Raw genomic sequence first — 20,827 nt, forward strand, 5'->3', positions numbered from 1 at the left:
GCTGTTCGGCCGCGCGCGGGCTGTCCGCTGCGGCGTTCGACGCGTTCCTGTGGGGGGACCTTGTTCAGAACTCGGGCGGCTTGCGCTGCCATCGGTACGGCCGCCGCGCTCCTGCTGACCGGTGGGCCGGCGGCGTACGCGGCGGAGGGGGCGGAGGGGCAGGCCCCGGACATCCGCTACGCGAACAGCGTCTCGGGCGACCTCGGCACGCTGCAGATCGGCATCCGCTCCGACAGTGCCGTCACGGGCATCCGGGCCCACCTCGTCTCGGCGGCCACGCAGCAGGAGGTCGCCGTCGTCGACTTCGACGCGTTCACCCTGGCCCACGGCACGGCGGACGACGGCGTGTGGCACACGAGGCAGCCGCTCGACCTGCCCGCCCTCGGCACCTACGACGTCCGCGTCGAGGCCACGGACGCCGACGGCGACCGCACCGTGGACAACTCCGCCGGCACGCTCGCCTACTACGTCGCGGCCGTGTTCGAGGACGTGCGCACCGACCGCACGGAGATCGACACGGACGACCGCCAGGTGCGGATCGACGGCACGCTGAAGGGACGCTGGCCGGGGACCCGCGAGCTGAAGCCGCTGGCCGGCCACCGGGTGGACCTCGACGTGGACCTCTGGACGGAGAACACCGTCCGCACCGACGCGCAGGGCCACTTCTCCGGCACGGTCACCGTGAACGACGCGGTCCCGGTCCAGGCGGTCTACCGGCACGACACCGCCAACCCGTACGTCCTCTACGGCGAGTCCTCGCCCACGCAGATCGGCATCCGGCAGGTGGCCACGCGCTGGACGATCGAGGCCCCGGCGGCGGCCCGGACGATCGACCTCGGCGAGGAGGTCACGATCACGGCGACGCTGGAGCGTGAGACGGCGCAGGGCTGGGTGCCGTTCGAGGGCCAGAGCGGCGGGGTGCTGTTCGAGCCGTCGGGGGGAGGACAGTTCGCGAGCGTCGGCTACTTCACCACCGGGGCGGACGGCAGGATCAGCTTCACCCACGCCCCCTGGGAGACCGGCACGTTCCGCGTGGCCTCCCGCAGCGACGACCCGTTCATCGCGCCGGCCTCCAGGAACAGCGCGGAGATCAAGGTCCTGCGCGCCTCGGTCTTCACGTCCTTCTCGGCCACCCGGGCGCAGGGCGGCGGCGTGCACGTCGAGGGCGCCATGGACTTCCCCGACGGCTGGACGCCGGGCACCGTCCCGGTGCACGTCGAGTACTCCCGGGACGGCAGGCGCTGGACGGACCTGCGCACGGTGGAGGCTCAGTGGTCCGGTGAGGGCCACGCCTTCTCGGCTGACCTGCCGGACGCGGGGCGGGGCTGGTACCGGGCGCGCTTCGAGGAGACGGAGTCGTTCCGCGGCGCCACGTCGGCGGTGGTGCGGGTGAGGCGCTGAGCCGCCCGGCGGAGATCGTCTACCCGTCCACGAAGCCCAGGGCCGTGTCCGGCCGGCACTGCGGGCAGGCCTTGACGCCCTCGGCGAGGGCACGCCGGGCGTGATCGCGGTCGACGCCCCTGCTGCGCTGGCCGGCGTTCCAGCAGCCGCCGACGTGCACGTACACGGCCTCCTGCCCGGACAGCCCGCGCTCGATCAGCCAGTCGGGTGCGGGCGGCCTGGCCGTGAGGCCGCGCCGCCGTTCCGCCTGGCGGCGCTCCTCGTCCGCGATCCACCGACGGGTGCGTGCCAGGTCGCGCTCCTGCACGCGCTCCAGGAAACGGAGCAGCGCGAGCCGCGACTCTGGATCGTTCATGCGTTCGATTCTAGGTTCAGGGTCAGGGGGCCGGGAGGGCGAGCCCCCTGTGCGTGCCGCCGCCCGGGGAACGCGGCAGCGGGACGCCGTTGTTGCCCGGACCGGGGCTCGGCATGATGGTGCCGCTGCCCGCGTCGCGCGTCGCACGCCCGCCACCCTCAGGACCGCAACGGAACGGAAGCAGGACGGAAGCATGCCGGGAGAGATCTCGCCCACCGGGAAGCAGCACGGCCCCGGCTCCACGCCCGACCTGCGCGCCTCGCACGCCGACCGCGACCGGGTGGTGGACGTGCTGCGCATCGCGGCGGGGGACGGCCTGCTGACCGCGGACGAGCTGGACGAACGCCTGGAGGCGGCCCTGTCGGCCCGGACCCTGAAGGAACTCGCCCCCCTCACCGCGGATCTTCCGCCCGCCCTGGTGGAGACCGGTGCGGCCGGGGCGGAGGCCAAGGACGTCGTCCGGATCGAGCAGGTGCACAGCGGGCCGGTCGAGCGGGCGGGGCGCTGGGTGGTCCCGCGGAGGCTGGAGCTCGCGGTGACGTTCTGCACGGTGACGCTCGACTTCACCGAAGCGGTGATCACGCACGACAGGCTGCGGATCGAGGTGGCGATGACGGGGAAGACCCTGACCCTGGTCACACGGCCGGGCATCGTGGTCGACACCGACGGGCTGCAGCTGACGCACAGCAGGATCAAGCACCGGCGGTCTCCGGCGGCCTCCGATACGCCGGTGACACTGCGCGTGGAACTGGTCGGCCGGAAGGCCCACGGCCGCGTGGTGATCCGCCCGGCCCGCCGGACGCTCGGGGAGCGGCTGCGGGGCGGGGCGGGGTCTGCTGCTACGACGGCTTGACCAGGTGAGAGCGCCTGCGCGTCAGCTGCCGATGAGGCGGCTGGCGAAACCCGCACGCAGTAGGCGCTCGTAAGCGTCGTAGACCTCACCCGGGACGTCCTGCTCGACAGCGAAACCGAGCCTCGGGTCCTCGATCAGCCGCTGCAGGTCGCCGACGAGCATGTCGATGACGAGCTTCTCGTCCCCGATGGACTCGATGTAGTCGTCCAGCTCCAGCGGTTCGGAGGCGCGGGCGACGTCGACCTCGGGCCAGAGTTTCCGGCAGGTCGCGTACGAACGGCGCTCCATGTACGGCTTGGAGATCAGCAACAGGGACTCCACCTCGACGCCCGCGTTGGCGAGCACCTCCCGCGAGAAACCTGGCCGACATCGCCGAAGCGACCCAGCTCGACATGGCCGCCCGGCTCCTCGCCCACGCCGACCACCTGCTCCCGGACGCAACCGAGGGCCAGCTCCGGTATCTCGCCGAGCGGCTCACCGAGGCGCTGCGGGACATTCTGTGCGTCACGGAGAGCCGGGGGCGGAGGAGCGTGGAGGAGGCGTGAGGAGGCGTGAGGAGCAATGCCGACGCCCCCCGCCCGATGACTCGGGCAGGGGGCGTCAGGGTCAGGTGAACCAACCGGCCGGGGTGGCTACTTCACCGGCTCCGGCTCCGGCGCGTTCTCCGAGTCCGCCGTGCCCGCCGGGGGCTCGTCGTCGCCGTCGGTGTCGTCCGGCTCCGCCGGGACCGGCGTCTTCACCGAGTCCAGCAGCAGCTGGGCGACGTCCACGACGGTGATGGACTCCTTCGCCTTGCCCTCGTTCTTCTTGCCGTTCACGGAGTCCGTGAGCATGACCAGGCAGAACGGGCAGGCCGTCGAGACGATGTCGGGGTTGACCGACAGGGCCTCGTCCACGCGCTCGTTGTTGATGCGCTTGCCGATGCGCTCTTCCATCCACATCCGCGCGCCGCCCGCGCCGCAGCAGAAGCCCCGCTCCTTGTGGCGGTGCATCTCCTCGTTGCGGACGCCGGGGACGGCCGCGATGATCTCGCGCGGCGGCGTGTAGATCTTGTTGTGGCGGCCCAGGTAGCACGGGTCGTGGTACGTGATGATGCCCTCGACCGGCGTGACCGGGATGAGCTTGCCCTCGTCCACCAGGTGCTGCAGCAGCTGCGTGTGGTGGATGACCTCGTAGTCGCCGCCGAGCTGCGGGTACTCGTTGCCGAGCGTGTTGAGGCAGTGCGGGCAGGTGGCGACGATCTTCTTCGCGGACTTCGGCTTCGCCGACTCGGGCGTCACCTTGCCGTCGTCGTCCATCTCCTCGCCGAACGCCATGTTCAGCGCCATGACGTTCTCCATGCCGAGCTCCTGGAACAGGGGCTCGTTGCCCAGGCGGCGGGCGGAGTCACCGGTGCACTTCTCGTCGCCGCCCATGATCGCGAACTTGACGCCCGCGATGTGCAGCAACTCCGCGAAGGCCTTCGTGGTCTTCTTGGCGCGGTCCTCCAGGGCGCCGGCGCAGCCGACCCAGTACAGGTACTCGACCTCGGACAGGTCCTCGATGTCCTTGCCGACGACCGGGACCTCGAAGTCGACCTCCTTGAGCCACTCCAGGCGCTGCTTCTTCGCCAGGCCCCAGGGGTTGCCCTTCTTCTCCAGGTTCTTGAGCATCGTGCCCGCCTCGGACGGGAACGCCGACTCGATCATCACCTGGTAGCGGCGCATGTCGACGATGTGGTCGACGTGCTCGATGTCCACCGGGCACTGCTCGACGCAGGCACCGCAGGTGGTGCAGGACCACAGGACATCCGGGTCGATGACGCCGTTGTCCTCCAGCGTGCCGACCAGGGGGCGCTCCGCCTCGGCCAGGGCCGACGCCGGGACGTCCTTCAGCTGCTCCTCGGACGCCTTCTCCTCGCCCTCCATCGTCTTGCCGCCGCCGGCCAGCAGGTACGGCGCCTTGGCGTGCGCGTGGTCGCGCAGCGACATGATCAGCAGCTTGGGGGAGAGGGGCTTGCCCGTGTTCCAGGCGGGGCACTGCGACTGGCAGCGGCCGCACTCGGTGCACGTGGAGAAGTCCAGCAGGCCCTTCCAGGAGAACTGCTCGACCTGGGAGACGCCGAAGACGTCGTCGTCGCCCGGGTCGGTGAAGTCGATCGGCTTGCCGCCGGAGGTCATCGGCTGCAGGGCGCCGAGGGCCGTGCCGCCGCTCGCCTCGCGCTTGAACCAGATGTTCGGGAAGGCCAGGAAGCGGTGCCAGGCCACGCCCATGTTGGTGTTGAGGCTGACCGTGATCATCCAGATCATGGTCGTGCCCAGCTTGATCATCGCGAAGAGGTAGACGAGGTTCTGCAGCGTCGCGACGCTCAGGCCCTCGAAGGCGAGGACCAGCGGATACGAGGCGAAGTACGCGGCCTCGTAGTGGTCCACGTGGTGCAGCGCGCCCTCCAGGCCCCGGAGCACGTAGATCGCCAGGCCGATGGTGAGGATGACGTACTCGACGAAGTACGCCTGGCCCATCTTCGAGCCGGTGAAGCGGGACTTGCGGCCCGGGCGCGACGGCAGGTTCAGCAGGCGGATGACCATCAGCGTGGCGATGCCGAGGGTCGTCATGGCCGCGATGAACTCGATGTAGAGCTCGTACGGGAGGAAGCCGCCGAGCACCGGCAGGATCCAGTCGGCCTGGAACAGCTGCCCGTACGCGGTGATGATCGTCGGCGGCAGCGTCAGGAAGCCGATCGCCACGAACCAGTGGGCGATGCCGACGATGCCCCACCGGTTCATGCGCGTGTGGCCGAGGAACTCCTTCACCAGGGTCACGCTGCGCTGGTAGGGGTTGTCGGTCCGGGTACCGGCGGGCACGGGCTGGCCCAGCCTGAAGTACCGGACGAACTGGCCGATCGCGCGTGCGAGCAGCGCGACGCCGACCACGGTCAGTACCAGCGACACGATGATCGCGGCGAGTTGCATGGGGGCTCCTCGGGCCTGCGAGGGTTTCGTCGGGGTGACCTGTCGCGAAGAGGGTTCCCCGAAATTACTAAGCGGTAACTTATGCAGTCCGTCTGAGACTACCCCTATCTTCCGCCGCACTGTAGCCGGGTGGGCAGTGATCTGAATCGCTGAGGGTTGCCTCAGAAGCGGTGCGGAATCCGGTCGCGATCCCGTCGTGTTATTCGTACCGAATTGTCATAGTGACGCCTAACTTATATCCGTGCTCTACGGGATCGCTGCCGCCGCCACCGCCCTCGTGCTCACGGCCCTGCTCGCGGCCGTCCTCCGGATTCCCGTCCGCAGGCTGCGGCTGGTCGAGCGGCGGCGGCAGCGGGAGGTGCCGCTGTCGGGCGGCGTGGCCGTCGTGGCCGTGACCGGGACGGTCGTGGGGACCGGGCTGTGGGGCGCGGACGCAGACGGGCCCGGCGGGCTGCTCGCCGCCGGCGGCGCCGTCGCCCTGCTCGGGCTCGCCGACGACGTGTGGCGGCTGCGGCGGCGGGTACTGGCCGCCGGCACTGCCGTGGCGGCGGCGTGCGTCGTGCCGTACGGCGAGACGGGCGTGGGGCCCGGGCTGCTCGCCGTCGTCTGGGCCGTGGGTGTGACCCTCGCCTTCCGGGGGCTGGACCACGCCGACGGGCTCGCCGGGACGGCCGGGGTGGTCACCGCCTTCGGGGTGGCGGCGTGCGCGGCCGTCGACGTCATGGACGGGATCGCCGGGCTGATGAGCGTCCTGGCCGCGGCGCTGACCGGGTTCCTGCTGCACAACTGGCACCCCGCGCGCGTGGGCCTGGGCAGCTGCGGGTCCATGTCCGCGGGGTTCGTGATCGCCCTCGCCCTGGTACACGTCCGGGCCGGGTCCGGGCTCGGCGAGAGCGCGGGGGTGCTCTTCGCGCTGACGGCCCTGGCGAGCGCCGACGCCGTGCTGGTGCTGCTGGCGCGGCGGCTGGGCGGGCGGCCCGCCGGCCGGGGCGCCGGGCATCTCGCGCACCGGCTGCGGCGGCTCGGGCTGACCGTGCCGGGCATCACCCTGCTGCTGGGCCTCGCGGCGTTGTCCGGCGTGCTCGTCGGGGTACTCGCGCACGCCGGACGGGTGGGGAGCGGCGCCCTGTGGTGGGTGGCGGGTGGGGCGCTGGTGGTGGTGCTGGCCCTCTTTCGAGTTCCTGTCCATGCGGCCGATGCGCGGTATCGCCGCAGGTCAGCGCCTCATTGCGTGTAAGGAACAGATAAGAGTTGAGCCCGGTCGACTCAGCTCTGTTGACCGGCCGCGAACCGTCATGCACACTTGAGTCCGTTCCACTCAAGTCAGCTGGAGGAATCAACCATGGCACGTGCGGTCGGCATCGACCTGGGCACGACTAACTCCGTCGTCAGCGTTCTGGAGGGCGGCGAGCCCACCGTCATCACCAACGCCGAGGGCGCCAGGACCACGCCGTCCGTCGTCGCCTTCGCGAAGAACGGTGAGGTGCTCGTCGGCGAGGTCGCCAAGCGCCAGGCGGTCACGAACGTGGACCGGACCATCCGCTCCGTCAAGCGCCACATGGGCACGGACTGGAAGATCGAGCTCGACGGGAAGCCCTTCAACCCGCAGCAGATCAGCGCCTTCGTGCTGCAGAAGCTGAAGCGGGACGCCGAGGCCTACCTGGGCGAGAAGGTGACCGACGCGGTCATCACCGTCCCGGCGTACTTCAACGACGCCGAGCGCCAGGCCACCAAGGAGGCCGGTGAGATCGCCGGCCTGAACGTGCTGCGCATCGTCAACGAGCCGACCGCGGCCGCCCTGGCCTACGGCCTCGACAAGGACGACCAGACCATCCTGGTCTTCGACCTCGGTGGCGGTACGTTCGACGTCTCGCTGCTGGAGATCGGCGACGGCGTCGTCGAGGTGAAGGCCACCAACGGTGACAACCACCTCGGTGGTGACGACTGGGACCAGCGCGTCGTCGACTACCTGGTCCAGCAGTTCCAGTCCGGCCACGGCGTGGACCTGGGCAAGGACAAGATGGCCCTGCAGCGTCTGCGCGAGGCCGCCGAGAAGGCGAAGATCGAGCTGTCCTCCTCCACCGAGACCTCGATCAACCTGCCCTACATCACCGCCTCCGCCGAGGGCCCCCTGCACCTCGACGAGAAGCTCACCCGCGCCCAGTTCCAGCAGCTGACCGCGGACCTGCTGGAGCGCTGCAAGACGCCGTTCCACAACGTCATCAAGGACGCCGGCATCTCCATCAGCGAGATCGACCATGTCGTCCTGGTCGGCGGTTCCACCCGCATGCCCGCCGTCGCCGAGCTCGTCAAGGAGCTGACCGGCGGCAAGGAGGCCAACAAGGGTGTGAACCCGGACGAGGTCGTCGCCATCGGCGCCTCCCTGCAGGCCGGTGTCCTCAAGGGCGAGGTCAAGGACGTCCTGCTCCTCGACGTCACCCCGCTGTCCCTCGGCATCGAGACCAAGGGCGGCATCATGACCAAGCTCATCGAGCGGAACACGACGATCCCGACCAAGCGGTCCGAGATCTTCACCACCGCCGAGGACAACCAGCCGTCCGTGCAGATCCAGGTCTACCAGGGCGAGCGCGAGATCGCGGCGTACAACAAGAAGCTCGGGATGTTCGAGCTGACCGGTCTGCCCCCGGCGCCCCGCGGCGTCCCGCAGATCGAGGTCTCCTTCGACATCGACGCCAACGGCATCATGCACGTGACCGCGAAGGACCTCGGCACGGGCAAGGAGCAGAAGATGACCGTCACCGGCGGCTCCTCGCTGCCGAAGGACGAGGTCGACCGCATGCGCGAGGAGGCCGAGCGCTACGCGGAGGAGGACCACAAGCGCCGCGAGGCCGCCGAGACCCGCAACCAGGGTGAGCAGCTCGTCTACCAGACCGAGAAGTTCCTCAAGGACAACGAGGACAAGGTCCCGGGCGAGATCAAGACCGAGGTCGAGGAGGCCGTCGCCGAGCTGAAGGAGAAGCTCAAGGGCGAGGACACCACCGAGATCCGCACCGCCACCGAGAAGGTCGCGGCCGTCTCCCAGAAGCTGGGCCAGGCCATGTACGCCGACGCCCAGGGCGCCCAGGCCGCCGGCGGCGCCTCCGCCGGTGCGGGTGCCGGTGACGCCAAGGCCGACGACGACGTCGTCGACGCCGAGATCGTCGACGAGGACCGGAAGGACGGTGCCGCGTGACGGAGGAGACCCCGGGCTTCGACGAGCAGCAGCCCGACGTCCCTTCCGGCGCCACCTCCGACGACGCCGAGCCGAAGGCCGCCGCCTCCTCCCCCGAGGAGGAGAAGGCGGCCCCGGCCGGGGACACGGGCCAGGACGCCGGTCTGGTCGCCCAGCTGGACCAGGTGCGCACCGCGCTCGGTGAGCGCACCGCGGACCTCCAGCGCCTCCAGGCCGAGTACCAGAACTACCGCCGGCGGGTCGAGCGCGACCGGATCGCGGTCAAGGAGATCGCCATCGCGAACCTCCTGACCGAGCTCCTGCCCGTGCTCGACGACATCGGCCGCGCACGCGAACACGGCGAACTGGTCGGCGGCTTCAAGTCCGTCGCCGAGTCGCTGGAGAGCACCGCGGCGAAGATGGGCCTGCAGCAGTTCGGCAAGGAGGGCGAGCCCTTCGACCCGACGATCCACGAAGCCCTGATGCACAGTTACGCGCCGGACGTCACCGAGACGACCTGCGTGGCGATTCTGCAGCCCGGGTACCGGATCGGCGAGCGCACCATCCGCCCCGCCCGGGTGGCGGTGGCCGAGCCCCAGCCGGGGGCGCAGACGGTCAAGGCGGACGAGTCCGCCGACGCCGACGACAAGGAGAGCGGTGGCCCGGACGAGGGCTGACGTAGACGAAGGGAAGGAGGGGCGTCGAGGATGAGCACCAAGGACTTCATCGAGAAGGACTACTACAAGGTCCTCGGCGTCCCCAAGGACGCCACCGAGGCCGAGATCAAGAAGGCGTACCGGAAGCTCGCCCGCGAGTTCCACCCGGACGCCAACAAGGGAAACGTCAAGGCCGAGGAGCGCTTCAAGGAGATCTCCGAGGCCAACGACATCCTCGGCGACCCCAAGAAGCGCAAGGAGTACGACGAGGCGCGCGCCCTCTTCGGCAACGGCGGCTTCCGCCCCGGGCCCGGCGGCGCGGGCGGCTCCTTCAACTTCGACCTGGGCGACCTCTTCGGGGGCGGCCAGGGGGGCCAGGGCGCCGGCGGCTTCGGCGGCGGACTCGGTGACGTCTTCGGGGGCCTGTTCAACCGCGGCGGCGCCGGTCCGGGCACGCGTACGCAGCCCCGGCGCGGCCAGGACATCGAGTCCGAGGTCACACTCAGCTTCATCGAGGCGATCGAGGGCGCGACCGTCCCGCTGCGGATGTCGTCGCAGTCACCCTGCAAGGCCTGTTCGGGCACCGGCGACAAGAACGGCACACCGCGCGTGTGCCCGACCTGCGTCGGCACCGGGCAGGTCGCCCGGGGCAGCGGCGGCGGGTTCTCCCTCACCGACCCCTGCCCCGACTGCAAGGGCCGGGGCCTGATCGCGGAGACCCCCTGCGACGTCTGCAAGGGCAGCGGCCGGGCCAAGTCCTCGCGGACCATGCAGGTGCGCATCCCCGCGGGCGTCAGCGACGGTCAGCGGATCCGGCTGCGCGGCAAGGGAGCGCCGGGCGAGCGCGGCGGGCCGGCGGGCGACCTCTACGTCGTCGTGCACGTCGACTCCCACCCGGTCTTCGGCCGCAAGGACGACAACCTCACCGTCACCGTCCCGGTGACGTTCGCCGAGGCCGCCCTCGGCGGCGAAGTCCGGGTGCCCACGCTGGGCGGCCCGCCCGTCACGCTGAAGCTGCCGCCCGGCACGCCGAACGGCCGTACGATGCGCGCCCGGGGCAAGGGCGCGGTCCGCAAGGACGGCACCCGCGGCGACCTCCTGGTCACCGTCGAGGTGAGTGTCCCGAAGGACCTGACGGGGAAGGCTCGTGACGCACTCGAGGCGTATCGCGAGGCGACCGCGGGTGAGGATCCGCGGGCGGAGCTGTTCCAGGCCGCGAAGGGAGCATGAGTCAGATGGACGGTCGTCGACGCAACCCGTATGAACTGACCGAGGAGACCCCGGTCTACGTCATCTCGGTGGCGGCCCAGCTGTCCGGCCTGCACCCGCAGACCCTGCGCCAGTACGACCGTCTGGGTCTGGTGTCCCCGGACCGCACGGCCGGCCGGGGCCGGCGCTACTCGGCCCGCGACATCGAACTGCTCCGCCAGGTGCAGCAGTTGTCGCAGGACGAGGGCATCAACCTGGCCGGAATCAAGCGCATCATCGAACTGGAGAACCAGGTCGCGGCCCTCCAGGCCCGCGTGGCCGAACTGGAGGACGCGCTCGACGGCGCCGCCGCGGCGATGCGCCAGCGCGAGGCGGCGGTGCACGCGTCGTACCGCCGGGATCTGGTGCCGTACCAGGAGGTGCAGCAGACCAGCGCGCTGGTGGTGTGGCGGCCGAAGCGGCAGCAGCAGTCCGACTGACGCGCCCGTGGCGTGGAAAGGGGCCGGGAAGCGATTCCCGGCCCCTTTCGCGTCCCTTGCCCGAGTTGAGGGTGATTCAGTGCCCCTCCTCGTCGATGACCGGGCCGTGCGCGGGACTTGAAGATGATTCCGCAGAGTCTTCACAACTGCTGCGGAGCGTGGTGTTGTCATCTCGTTAAGTGGTTCCGCTTGACGCTGAGGGGCGCCTCCGCGTTGTCTTTTCAGACACATGGGTCGCAAAGCTGTGCCCACGTCCCAATCACACGCGAAGTGAGCTTCCGCATGCGTCGTCGTATCGCCATATCCGTGGCCGCCGCCACGCTCTCCGTCCCGCTCGCCGGCTGCGGCGTCCTCAACGCGACCGGGAGCAGCGACGACGCGAGCCCGACCAAGGGCAACGACATCACGGTGGGCCTGCTGCTGCCGGAGAAGGCGAACACGCGCTACGAGAACTTCGACTACCCGATCATCAAGCGGAAGGTCGAGTCCCTCACCAACGACAAGGGCCGCGTGCAGTACGCCAACGCCGAGGCGAGCGCCGCCAAGCAGGCCGACCAGATGCAGCAGATGATCGACGACCGGGTCGACGTGATCCTGCTGGACGCGGTCGACTCGCACGCCATCGCCGAGGGCGTGCAGAAGGCCAAGGACGCCGGCATCCCCGTCATCGCCTACGACCGGCTGGCCGAGGGCCCGATCGAGGCGTACATCTCCTTCGACAACGAGCTGGTCGGCGAGGTCCAGGGCCGCTCCCTGCTGGAGGCCATCGGCGAGGACGCGAGCCTCACCGACAAGATCGTCATGATGAACGGCTCGCCGACGGACCCCAACGCCAAGCAGTTCAAGGCCGGGGCGATGTCCGAGCTGAACGGCAAGGTGACGATCGCGCAGTCCTTCGACACCAAGGACTGGAAGCCGGAGAACGCCCAGGCCAACATGGCCGAGGCCATCGCGAAGATCGGCAAGGACAACATCAAGGCCGTCTACTCGGCCAACGACGGCATGGCCGGCGGCATCGTCAAGGCCCTGCAGGCCGCGGGCGTGAGCGACCTGCCGCCGATCACCGGGCAGGACGCGGAACTCGCCGCCGTGCAGCGGATCCTCGTCGGCGACCAGTACATGAGCGTCTACAAGTCGTACCCGCAGGAGGCGGAGAACGCCGCGGAGATGGCGGTCGCCAAGGTGCAGGGCCGGGACATCCAGTTCGCCGCCCTCACCCGCGACAAGGTCGACAGCCCCACCCACAAGGCCATCCCGGCCCAGCTCGTGCCGGTGGTCGCGCTGACCAAGGAGAACATCGCGGACACGGTCGTGGCCGACGACATCTACAAGGTGTCGGACATCTGCACCTCCAAGTACAAGGCGGCGTGCGAGTCGGCCGGCCTCAACTAGCCGGTTCCGGTGCCCGTGGTGCGCGGGCCCGGCCCGGGCGGGCCGCCAGGGTGAGCGCCCGCAGCAGCCACTCGGCGGGCCCGTGCCGGAAGCGCCGCAGCCACGCCGTGCTGAGGGCCAGCTGGAGCGCGTACACGGCGAGCGCGAGCACCAGCACGGCGGCCGCCCCCAGGCGCCCGTACAGGGACAGGCCGTACGCCGTGGCCACCCCCGTCACGATCAGGGACTGCCCCAGGTAGTTCGTGAGCGCCAGGCGGCCCGCCGGGACGAACAGCCGCCGGACCCGCTCCCCCCGCGGCGAGTCCAGCAGGAGCAGCAGCAGGCAGCCGTACGCGGCCGCCAGGGCGGGCGCCGTCAGCGTGCCCACGCCGACGCCCAGCAGCTGCCAGCGCTCGTGCAGCGGCCCCTGGGACGCCGAGGCGTGGAAGACGGCGCCCGGGATCCCGGCCGCCAGCCCCAGGGCGGTGATCCGCCGCAGCCGGGCACGGTCCGTGCCGCCGGGCGCGAGCAGGCGCCGCTTGCCCGCGGCCAGACCGGCGAAGAACGCCGCGAGCACGCCCGGGGCCATGAGCAGGGCGGCGGCGAGGACGAGGGGCAGCCGGTCCAGGTTCTCGCGCACGACCGTGCCCGCGGTGCCGCGGTAGGCGGCCACGGCCCGCGCGATCTCCCCGTGCGGGACGGGCTCCTCCTCGTCCACCGTCGCGGCGAGCGCCCCCAGCCCGGTGAGGACGGTGCCGAACACCCCGTAGATCCAGGCGGCGGTCCGCACGGCCGTGGCCGGTGCGATCCGCCGCGCCCACAGCAGGACCAGTCCGAGCAGGCCGTAGGCCATGAGGATGTCGCCGGTGTACAGCAGGACGGCGTGCGCCAGGCCGAGCAGCACCAGGCCCAGGGAGCGGCGCAGGAAGCGCGCCGCCGCCCTCCCGCCGTCCCGTTCGGCGGCGGCCGTCTGCAGCGTGAAGCTGTAGCCGAACAGGAACGAGAACAGCAGGTAGAACTTGCCCGACGCGAGCGCCGTCACCAGCCACGCGGCGGCCTGGTCCACGGGCGTCGCGCCGGGGTCACGGAACCCTTCCGCCTCGTAAGGGTTCATCATCTGGGCGCTGTTGACCACGAGGATGCCCAGCAGGGCGAAGCCGCGCAGCGCGTCGACGGCGGGCAGACGCCCGTGGGCCGCCGGTTCCCCCGGGTCGTTCATCTCTCTCCCTCACCGGCAGGCGGGCCCGGTCCCGGCCCGTGATCACCACGGTCGCACACCGGCCGCGCACCCGGCATCACCGCCGTGCGCAACGGCCGTGCGGGGCAGGCGGGTTCACGGGCCGAATGGCGCAAAAAGGAACGCGCGCCCGGGGGAGCCGTGTTGCGGAGCAGGAGCGGGCCGCGCATAGTTGCGCTGCGGAAGACGGCGCAATCGGGGGTGGGATGGGCGATGGCCGGGCACGGGACGGAGGAGCATCCACACGGTGCCGACCGACTGTGCGAGGCCGGGGATCGCGTGTATTCCCGGGCCGTGCGGCGGGGCCGGGTGGCGCGCCGGGACGCCGAGCCGGTGCCCTGCCTGCTGGAACTCGCCCTGCTGCACCCGGATCCGGACGACATGGACTGGCTGGTGCCGACCTCGCCGCAGGAGGTCATGACCCGGCTGCTGCGCGGGATGTACGACGAGGTCAGCGCGAGCCAGCGGCGGGTGGGGTCGGCCGTGGCGGCGTTCGAGCGGTACGCCGGGCTGGGCCGCCAGGTGCAGCCGGCCGCGTCGGCCGCCGAGGGCCCGGCGATCCGGGTCCTGGACGGACTCGCCCGCATCCAGGCGGCGATGGACGAGGCGACGCAGGCGTGCACGACCGAGGTGCTCACCGTGCAGCCGGGCGGCATCCGGCGTGAGGCGGAGCTCTCCGAGGGGCTGCACCGGGCGCTGGCGCTGCGGGGCCGCGGGGTGCGGATGCGGGACCTGTACACCCATGTCGCCCGGCACGGGCAGGGGTTGCTCACGTATCTGGAGCTGATGGGCGACGCGGTCGAGGCGCGCACGCTGGACGAGGTCATCGACCGGCTGATCCTCTTCGACCGGACGGTGGCGTTCATCCCGGCCAACAGCGACCGCACGATGGCGCTGGAGCTGCGGCACCCGGCGATCGTCGCGTACCTGGTCACGGTCTTCGAACGGCTGTGGCGGCTGGCGATCCCGCTGACGGCCCCGCTGCCCGACACGGGCATCGAGGGCATCTCCCACCGGGAGCAGTCGATCGCGGCGCTGCTGGCGGAGGGCCACCAGGACGCGGTGATCGCGGAGCGCCTGGGGATCAGCGTCCGCACCTGCCGGGCCCACATCGCGCGGCTGTCGGAGACGCTGGGGGCGGCGAGCCGTACCCAGCTGGGCGTGCGCATCGCCCAGGCGGGCCTGGACGGGCCTCCGCGGGCGGCCGCCGCCCGGCAGGTCAGTGTTCCCGGTCGAGAATCCCGGACCGCCCGATGAGATACCCGAGCTGAGCCCGGCTCTCGCTGCCCAGCGTCGCGGCGAGCTTGGCGATGTGGACGCGCGCGGTACGGACGTTCATCCCGAGCCGGTCGGCGATGACGGCGTCGGTGTGGCCCTCGACGAGGAGGGCGGCGATGGCGCGCTGGCGGGGGGTGATGCCGTCGTGGGAGGGCTGGGGGGCGGCTTCGGGGTACATGGGCGTGGCCAGCCGCCAGAGGCGGTCGAAGGCCGTGGTCAGATACCCGACGATGGCCGGGTGGCGTATCTCCAGGGCGAGCCGGCCGTCCTCGTCGGCCGGCAGGAAGGCCACCGAGCGGTCGATGAGGATGAGACGGTCGGGGACCTCGTCCAGCGAGCGCAGCTCCACGTCGCCCCGCAGCCGCTCGCACCGGGCGCGGATGGTCGGGAAGTGGCGCAGTGTGTGCGGGTACAGGGTCCGGATCCGGCACCCGCGGTCCAGTGCGGCCTGGTCGCGGCCGAGGGACGCGGCGTCGGCGGCCTGGCCGCGTTCGCCGGTCAGGCCGGCGCGGGGCTGGACGGTGATCACTTCCTCACCGGCCTCGCCCATGGCGTCGGTGATGGCCCGGTTGATCCGCTCCGTCCCGGTGAGCAGCCGGAGGGTGGGCGTGTCGCCGGAGGCGGACCGGGGCCCGGCGATCCGCATGAGGTCACCGAAGGTCTCGGCCAGCCGTGCCTCTCGCCGCCGCTCCTCGGCGATCCGCTCCTCGGAGCCGCGCAGCAGCCGGTGCAGTGCGACGACCGGCGCGACGGGGTGCAGCCTCGTGGGGTCGTCGATGGCCGGGTGCAGCAGACCGAGGTCGACGAGGCAGGGGGCGGCCCGGTCCTCTCCGTCCGCCAACTCCCCTTGCCGCAAGGCGCGTTCGTACAACTCCAGGCCCGTGGCGCAGAGGTCCTCCACGCCGTGCTCGTGGTGCCGTGCGCTCACTCGGGCGCTCCCTCGCGCTCCAGGATCCCCGACTGCGCGATGAGGTAGCCCAGTTGGGCGCGGCTGCCGCTGCCCAGCAGCGAGGCCAGCTTGGCGATGTGGGCCCGGCAGGTGCGCACGTTCATGCCCAGGCGGCGGGCGATGGCCTCGTCGACGTGCCCCTCGACCAGCAGCTTGGCTATCGAGTACTGGATCTCGGTGATGCCGTCCGGCGCGATCTCGTAGGGGGTGGTCTCGCTCAGCGGGACGGCCCGGTTCCAGATGAACTCGAACACCTTGATCAGGTACCGGATGATCCCCGGGTGCCGCAGCTCCAGCGCGACCTGCTGGTCGTCGCGGGTCGGGATGAAGGCGACGGTCTCGTCGCAGATGATCAGCCGCTCCACGAGCTCGTCGATCGTGCGGTATTCCGCCTTGCCGTCGGCGAGCCGGGCGGAGTAGGCCAGTTGCTCCGGGTTGTAGCGCGCCGTGTGCTGGTACACCGTGCGGATGCGCACACCGCGTTCTATCAGCGGCCTGTCGCGTTTCATCCCCTGCAGCAGGCTGCGTTCGGACACCCGGTCGCTGGGCTGCAGGGTGAGCATCTCCTTCTGGCACTGGGAGGTGGCCAGGTTCAGCGCGGCGTTGATCCGCTCGCCGCCCTCCAGGACCGTGATGGAGTCGCTGGTGGTGGCCACCTGGGCGCCGAGGGCCATGAACGGCTGGAAGGTCTCCGCGAGGTCGATCGCCCGCCGCCTGCGGTCCGCTATCTCCTGCTCCAGGGGGTTGAGCTGCCGTGAGAGGGCTACTACAGGAGGGACGGGGCGGAGCCAGAGCGGGTCGTCGGGATCGGGGTGGAGCAGATCCAGCTCGATCAGACAGGGTGCGGCGTCGGCGTCCTTGCGCGCCAGACGTCCGGCGCGCAGTGCGGTGGTGTAAAGGCGTCCACCTTCCCCGCACAACTCCGTAATCGGATGGGGATGTGTCTCGTTAGTCTGATTTGATCCCAAATCTCCACCCCCCAGGGTCCTGAACATGCAGGAACATGATGCATCGATTCTGTGGCCATGACGTGCCCGAATGAGCCATCGTCGTACTCGACGGGGGAAAAGGGGACCTTCAAGTGAGGACGAAGCCGACTATGTGCAGCAGAATGCTTCGCTCGGTGCTTGTCGCCGCCTTCTCCGTCGCCGCGGCCCTGGGTGTGCTCGGGGGCTTTTCCGATGTGAAGGACGACGTACGGGCGAACAGTGTCTGGCCTTCGGCGGCGGTGAATTCTGACGCCGGCAGCAGGGGAGACTCCGCGGTTCCCGGTGCTGACGAAGCCGGGAGCTGACCGTGACCACTCCACCCGACGACCGCTCCTTCCGGCGTGAAATGGCCACCGCCTACCGCTCCGGCTGGCACTTCATCGACCTGGTCACCGCCATCCCCCACAGCGGTGACTCGCTGATGGTGACCGTGTTCGGCGAGCCGGTCGTCGTCACCCGGGACGAGGACGGAGACGTACGGGCGTACCGGTGTCTGCGGCGGCCTCGGGGGGCGCCGCAGCCAGTGCGATGTGCCGTGCGGTACGGAATGATCTTTGTGAACCTGGACCAACGGGACCACCAGCAGGTGGAGGCCGACTCGCCTGTCCCGCGGACCATCTCTGCCACCCCCCGCAGTGCCTGACGCGATTCCCCCGTCGTAACAGATCGCTCAGGTGCTTCCCCCCGCAGCGGCGTCACCGTGACCTGAACACGGTGACGCCGCTGCAGTTTGCGGGGACATTTCCGGGTATCCGCCCGCTGTCCTCGTGGCTGGAACCAGTCGATCACCGGTGTGGATGTTCACTTCCGTCAGCCGCGCCCCAGCGCCCGCGTCAGGTGTATCTCGATGACCACGCGCGACGGGTTCGGTGAGGGCGTCCGCCCGTAGCGCTCCGCGTAGCGGCGCTCCGCCTCCGCGACCCGGTCCGGTTCGGTGCGGACGAAGGCCCGGCCCTCCAGGGTCGCCCAGCGCCGCCCCTCCAGCTGGCAGACGGCGACCGCCGCCCCCTCCTCCCCGGCGGCCAGCACGTGCCGCACCTTCGCGCTCGTCCGGTTGGTGATGACCCGGGCGAGCCGGGCCGCGGGATCGTAGGTCACCCCGACGGGTACCACGTGCGGTGTGCCGTCCGGGCGGAGCGTCGTCAGGGTGCACAGGTGCCGTTCCCGCCAGAAGCCGAGGTACGACGGGTCCGGTGCTCCCGGATCGACGGAGTACTTGGTCGCCATACCCGGAACTTAACCCCTGCTCCCTCCCGGCCCGCCCTTGAGTGCAGTAGACTCAACTTTGTGTAAGTCGTTCGGGTCAGTGCAAGGAGGAGAACGCGAACGTGGACGCCGAGCTGACCAACCGGAGCCGGGACGCGATCAACGCTGCCAGCAACCGGGCCGTGACCGAGGGGCACCCCGACCTCACCCCCGCCCACCTGCTCCTCGCACTGCTCCAGGGGCAGGACAACGAGAACATCACCGACCTGCTCGCCGCGGTCGACGCCGACCAGGCCGCCGTCCGCTCCGGCGCCGAGCGCGTGCTCGCCGGGCTGCCCAGCGTGACCGGGTCGACCGTCGCGCCGCCCCAGCCCAACCGCGAGATGCTCGCCGTCGTCGCCGACGCGCAGGCCCGTGCCAAGGACCTCGGCGACGAGTACCTCTCCACGGAGCATCTGCTCATCGGCATCGCCGCGAAGGGCGGCGCGGCCGGCGAGGTGCTCTCCCGGCAGGGCGCCGACGCGAAGAAGCTCCAGGCCGCCTTCCAGAAGACACGAGGACAGCGCCGCGTGACCACCGCCGACCCCGAGGGCCAGTACAAGGCCCTGGAGAAGTTCGGGACCGACTTCACCGCCGCCGCGCGGGAGGGCAAGCTCGACCCGGTCATCGGCCGGGACCAGGAGATCCGGCGCGTGGTGCAGGTGCTGTCGCGGCGCACCAAGAACAACCCCGTGCTGATCGGCGAGCCCGGCGTCGGCAAGACCGCCGTCGTCGAGGGGCTCGCCCAGCGGATCGTCAAGGGCGACGTGCCCGAGTCGCTGAAGGACAAGCGGCTCGTCGCGCTCGACCTGGGCGCGATGGTCGCGGGCGCCAAGTACCGGGGTGAGTTCGAGGAGCGGCTGAAGACCGTCCTGGCCGAGATCAAGGACTCCGACGGCCAGATCATCACCTTCATCGACGAGCTGCACACCGTCGTCGGGGCCGGAGCCGGCGGTGACTCCGCCATGGACGCCGGCAACATGCTCAAGCCCATGCTGGCCCGCGGCGAACTGCGCATGGTCGGCGCCACCACCCTCGACGAGTACCGCGAGCGGATCGAGAAGGACCCGGCCCTGGAGCGCCGCTTCCAGCAGGTGCTGGTCGCCGAGCCGACCGTCGAGGACTCCATCGCGATCCTGCGCGGACTCAAGGGCCGCTACGAGGCCCACCACAAGGTGCAGATCGCCGACAGCGCGCTCGTCGCCGCCGCCACCCTCTCCGACCGGTACATCACCTCCCGCTTCCTGCCCGACAAGGCCATCGACCTCGTCGACGAGGCCGCCTCCCGCCTGCGCATGGAGATCGACTCCTCGCCCGTCGAGATCGACGAACTGCAGCGCGCCGTCGACCGGCTGAAGATGGAGGAGCTGGCGATCGGCAAGGAGACCGACGCCGCCTCCCGCGAGCGGCTGGAGAAGCTGCGCCGCGACCTCGCCGACAAGGAGGAGGAGCTGCGCGGCCTGACCGCCCGCTGGGAGAAGGAGAAGCAGTCCCTCAACCGCGTCGGTGAGCTGAAGGAACGCCTCGACGACCTGCGCGGCCAGGCCGAACGCGCCCAGCGCGACGGCGACTTCGACACCGCCTCCAAGCTGCTGTACGGCGAGATCCCGGCCCTGGAGCGCGACCTGGAGGCCGCGTCCGAGGCCGAGGAGGAGGTGGCCAGGGACACCATGGTCAAGGAGGAGGTCGGCGCCGACGACATCGCCGACGTCGTCGCCTCCTGGACCGGCATCCCCGCCGGGCGGCTGATGGAGGGCGAGACGCAGAAGCTGCTGCGCATGGAGGACGAGCTGGGCAAGCGGCTCATCGGGCAGAGCGAGGCCGTGCGGGCCGTGTCCGACGCCGTACGCCGGTCCCGCGCCGGGATCGCCGACCCCGACCGGCCCACCGGGTCCTTCCTCTTCCTCGGCCCCACCGGCGTCGGCAAGACCGAGCTGGCCAAGGCCCTCGCCGACTTCCTCTTCGACGACGAGCGGGCCATGGTCCGCATCGACATGTCGGAGTACAGCGAGAAGCACAGCGTGGCCCGCCTCGTCGGCGCCCCGCCCGGGTACGTCGGCTACGAGGAGGGCGGCCAGCTCACCGAGGCCGTGCGCAGGCGGCCCTACTCCGTCGTGCTGCTCGACGAGGTCGAGAAGGCCCACCCCGAGGTCTTCGACATCCTGCTCCAGGTGCTCGACGACGGGCGCCTCACCGACGGGCAGGGCCGCACGGTCGACTTCCGTAACACGATCCTGGTGCTGACGTCGAACCTGGGCAGCCAGTTCCTGGTCGACCCGATCACCAGCGAGGAGGAGAAGAAGGAACAGGTGCTGGAGGTGGTGCGCAGCTCCTTCAAGCCGGAGTTCCTCAACCGCCTGGACGACCTGGTCGTCTTCGCCGCGCTGACCAAGCCGGAGCTGGAGCGCATCGCCAAGCTCCAGATCGACCGGCTGGCCAAGCGGCTCGCGGAGCGGCGCCTCACCCTCGACATCACGCCCGAGGCCCTGGCCTGGCTCGCCGAGGAGGGCCTGGACCCGGCGTACGGGGCCCGGCCGCTGCGGCGGCTCGTCCAGTCGGCCATCGGCGACCGCCTCGCCAAGGAGATCCTCTCCGGGGAGATCAAGGACGGCGACACGGTCCGGGTGGACCGCTTCGAGGACGGGCTCCTGGTGGGCCCGGCCACGGGCAGGACGCTGTAGG

18 protein-coding genes and 1 pseudogene are annotated in these 20,827 nt (G+C 70.8%); 12 read left to right on the forward strand and 7 right to left on the reverse strand.

The window, feature by feature from the left end:
* Positions 1-60: 60 nt before the first annotated feature.
* Positions 61-1,401 (forward strand): hypothetical protein, encoded by a 1,341-nt coding sequence (locus tag ACF07N_RS16640; protein WP_392113172.1) that lies wholly within the window; start codon positions 61-63, stop codon positions 1,399-1,401.
* Positions 1,402-1,420: 19 nt separating this feature from the next.
* On the opposite strand, the gene ACF07N_RS16645 is transcribed toward ACF07N_RS16640, so the two are convergent.
* Complete coding sequence (locus ACF07N_RS16645) at positions 1,421-1,756, reverse strand: DUF6233 domain-containing protein (protein WP_392113175.1); 336 nt, start codon at positions 1,754-1,756, stop codon at positions 1,421-1,423.
* Between the two features lie 193 nt (positions 1,757-1,949).
* Between ACF07N_RS16645 and ACF07N_RS16650 the strand changes: the two genes are divergently transcribed.
* A complete protein-coding gene (locus ACF07N_RS16650) occupies positions 1,950-2,609 on the forward strand; it encodes a DUF1707 domain-containing protein (protein ID WP_392113178.1) in 660 nt (219 codons plus the stop codon).
* A gap of 21 nt (positions 2,610-2,630) precedes the next feature.
* Here ACF07N_RS16650 and ACF07N_RS16655 read toward each other — a convergent pair.
* A pseudogene (locus ACF07N_RS16655) lies at positions 2,631-2,966 on the reverse strand (YdcF family protein); the annotation flags it as partial.
* 35 nt (positions 2,967-3,001) lie between these two features.
* Here ACF07N_RS16655 and ACF07N_RS16660 point away from each other — a divergent pair.
* Positions 3,002-3,154, forward strand: coding sequence for a hypothetical protein (locus tag ACF07N_RS16660; protein WP_392113679.1), 153 nt, complete (start codon positions 3,002-3,004; stop codon positions 3,152-3,154).
* 87 nt (positions 3,155-3,241) lie between these two features.
* Here the strand turns inward: ACF07N_RS16660 and ACF07N_RS16665 are convergent, their stop codons facing one another.
* Positions 3,242-5,560 (reverse strand): heterodisulfide reductase-related iron-sulfur binding cluster, encoded by a 2,319-nt coding sequence (locus ACF07N_RS16665; RefSeq protein WP_392113181.1) that lies wholly within the window; start codon positions 5,558-5,560, stop codon positions 3,242-3,244.
* 241 nt (positions 5,561-5,801) lie between these two features.
* Between ACF07N_RS16665 and ACF07N_RS16670 the strand changes: the two genes are divergently transcribed.
* From ACF07N_RS16670 to ACF07N_RS16695, 6 genes are all read left to right on the forward strand, one after another.
* On the forward strand, positions 5,802-6,797 hold the full coding sequence (locus ACF07N_RS16670; RefSeq protein WP_392113184.1) for an undecaprenyl/decaprenyl-phosphate alpha-N-acetylglucosaminyl 1-phosphate transferase: 996 nt from the start codon (positions 5,802-5,804) through the stop codon (positions 6,795-6,797).
* Positions 6,798-6,902: 105 nt separating this feature from the next.
* Positions 6,903-8,753, forward strand: a complete 1,851-nt coding sequence (dnaK, locus tag ACF07N_RS16675; protein ID WP_383335608.1) for a molecular chaperone DnaK — start codon at positions 6,903-6,905, stop codon at positions 8,751-8,753.
* On the forward strand, positions 8,750-9,409 hold the full coding sequence (gene grpE, locus ACF07N_RS16680) for a nucleotide exchange factor GrpE (RefSeq protein WP_383335607.1): 660 nt from the start codon (positions 8,750-8,752) through the stop codon (positions 9,407-9,409). The genes dnaK and grpE overlap by 4 nt, the downstream gene beginning before the upstream one ends.
* 30 nt (positions 9,410-9,439) lie before the next feature.
* Positions 9,440-10,618 carry a molecular chaperone DnaJ gene (dnaJ, locus tag ACF07N_RS16685; RefSeq protein WP_383335606.1) on the forward strand — a complete coding sequence of 393 codons (1,179 nt, stop codon included), beginning with the start codon at positions 9,440-9,442 and terminating at the stop codon, positions 10,616-10,618.
* Positions 10,619-10,623: 5 nt separating this feature from the next.
* On the forward strand, positions 10,624-11,076 hold the full coding sequence (locus ACF07N_RS16690; RefSeq protein WP_010032111.1) for a heat shock protein transcriptional repressor HspR: 453 nt from the start codon (positions 10,624-10,626) through the stop codon (positions 11,074-11,076).
* Positions 11,077-11,358: 282 nt separating this feature from the next.
* The gene (locus ACF07N_RS16695; protein WP_392113189.1) at positions 11,359-12,468 is read left to right on the forward strand and encodes a sugar ABC transporter substrate-binding protein; all 1,110 of its coding nucleotides are present in this window, start codon (positions 11,359-11,361) and stop codon (positions 12,466-12,468) included.
* Here ACF07N_RS16695 and ACF07N_RS16700 read toward each other — a convergent pair.
* Positions 12,461-13,666, reverse strand: coding sequence for a DUF418 domain-containing protein (locus ACF07N_RS16700; protein ID WP_392113192.1), 1,206 nt, complete (start codon positions 13,664-13,666; stop codon positions 12,461-12,463). The two genes, ACF07N_RS16695 and ACF07N_RS16700, sit on opposite strands and share 8 nt — an antisense overlap.
* A 231-nt stretch (positions 13,667-13,897) precedes the next feature.
* On the opposite strand from ACF07N_RS16700, the gene ACF07N_RS16705 reads away from it, so the two are divergent.
* Positions 13,898-14,941 (forward strand): LuxR C-terminal-related transcriptional regulator, encoded by a 1,044-nt coding sequence (locus tag ACF07N_RS16705; RefSeq protein ID WP_392113195.1) that lies wholly within the window; start codon positions 13,898-13,900, stop codon positions 14,939-14,941.
* On the opposite strand, the gene ACF07N_RS16710 is transcribed toward ACF07N_RS16705, so the two are convergent.
* On the reverse strand, positions 14,904-15,890 hold the full coding sequence (locus ACF07N_RS16710; RefSeq protein WP_392113198.1) for a LuxR C-terminal-related transcriptional regulator: 987 nt from the start codon (positions 15,888-15,890) through the stop codon (positions 14,904-14,906). The two genes, ACF07N_RS16705 and ACF07N_RS16710, sit on opposite strands and share 38 nt — an antisense overlap.
* Positions 15,887-16,906 (reverse strand): helix-turn-helix transcriptional regulator, encoded by a 1,020-nt coding sequence (locus tag ACF07N_RS16715; RefSeq protein WP_383335601.1) that lies wholly within the window; start codon positions 16,904-16,906, stop codon positions 15,887-15,889. Before ACF07N_RS16715 ends, ACF07N_RS16710 begins: the two co-directional genes overlap by 4 nt.
* Before the next feature lie 301 nt (positions 16,907-17,207).
* Here ACF07N_RS16715 and ACF07N_RS16720 point away from each other — a divergent pair, with 301 nt between their 5' ends.
* A complete protein-coding gene (locus ACF07N_RS16720; RefSeq protein ID WP_094054633.1) occupies positions 17,208-17,543 on the forward strand; it encodes a hypothetical protein in 336 nt (111 codons plus the stop codon).
* 167 nt (positions 17,544-17,710) lie between these two features.
* On the opposite strand, the gene ACF07N_RS16725 is transcribed toward ACF07N_RS16720, so the two are convergent.
* Positions 17,711-18,127 (reverse strand): pyridoxamine 5'-phosphate oxidase family protein, encoded by a 417-nt coding sequence (locus tag ACF07N_RS16725; protein WP_383335600.1) that lies wholly within the window; start codon positions 18,125-18,127, stop codon positions 17,711-17,713.
* 101 nt (positions 18,128-18,228) lie between these two features.
* Between ACF07N_RS16725 and clpB the strand changes: the two genes are divergently transcribed.
* Positions 18,229-20,826: an ATP-dependent chaperone ClpB gene (gene clpB, locus ACF07N_RS16730; RefSeq protein ID WP_392113202.1), complete on the forward strand. Its 2,598-nt coding sequence runs from the start codon at positions 18,229-18,231 to the stop codon at positions 20,824-20,826.
* Position 20,827 lies beyond the last annotated feature (1 nt).

Origin of the sequence: Streptomyces sp. NPDC015242 (assembly GCF_043079125.1) — a bacterium.
Classification (GTDB): domain Bacteria; phylum Actinomycetota; class Actinomycetes; order Streptomycetales; family Streptomycetaceae; genus Streptomyces.

Bases quoted from the DNA above. Each gene is read 5' to 3' on its own strand.
- ACF07N_RS16725 (WP_383335600.1), bottom strand. From the start codon at position 18,127: ATGGCGACCAAGTACTCCGTCGATCCGGGAGCACCGGACCCGTCGTAC.
- ACF07N_RS16705 (WP_392113195.1), top strand. From the start codon at position 13,898: ATGGCCGGGCACGGGACGGAGGAGCATCCACACGGTGCCGACCGACTG.
- ACF07N_RS16665 (WP_392113181.1), bottom strand. From the start codon at position 5,560: ATGCAACTCGCCGCGATCATCGTGTCGCTGGTACTGACCGTGGTCGGC.
- ACF07N_RS16715 (WP_383335601.1), bottom strand. From the start codon at position 16,906: ATGTTCAGGACCCTGGGGGGTGGAGATTTGGGATCAAATCAGACTAAC.
- ACF07N_RS16660 (WP_392113679.1), top strand. From the start codon at position 3,002: ATGGCCGCCCGGCTCCTCGCCCACGCCGACCACCTGCTCCCGGACGCA.
- ACF07N_RS16695 (WP_392113189.1), top strand. From the start codon at position 11,359: ATGCGTCGTCGTATCGCCATATCCGTGGCCGCCGCCACGCTCTCCGTC.
- dnaK (WP_383335608.1), top strand. From the start codon at position 6,903: ATGGCACGTGCGGTCGGCATCGACCTGGGCACGACTAACTCCGTCGTC.
- ACF07N_RS16700 (WP_392113192.1), bottom strand. From the start codon at position 13,666: ATGAACGACCCGGGGGAACCGGCGGCCCACGGGCGTCTGCCCGCCGTC.
- ACF07N_RS16650 (WP_392113178.1), top strand. From the start codon at position 1,950: ATGCCGGGAGAGATCTCGCCCACCGGGAAGCAGCACGGCCCCGGCTCC.
- dnaJ (WP_383335606.1), top strand. From the start codon at position 9,440: ATGAGCACCAAGGACTTCATCGAGAAGGACTACTACAAGGTCCTCGGC.
- ACF07N_RS16690 (WP_010032111.1), top strand. From the start codon at position 10,624: ATGGACGGTCGTCGACGCAACCCGTATGAACTGACCGAGGAGACCCCG.
- ACF07N_RS16645 (WP_392113175.1), bottom strand. From the start codon at position 1,756: ATGAACGATCCAGAGTCGCGGCTCGCGCTGCTCCGTTTCCTGGAGCGC.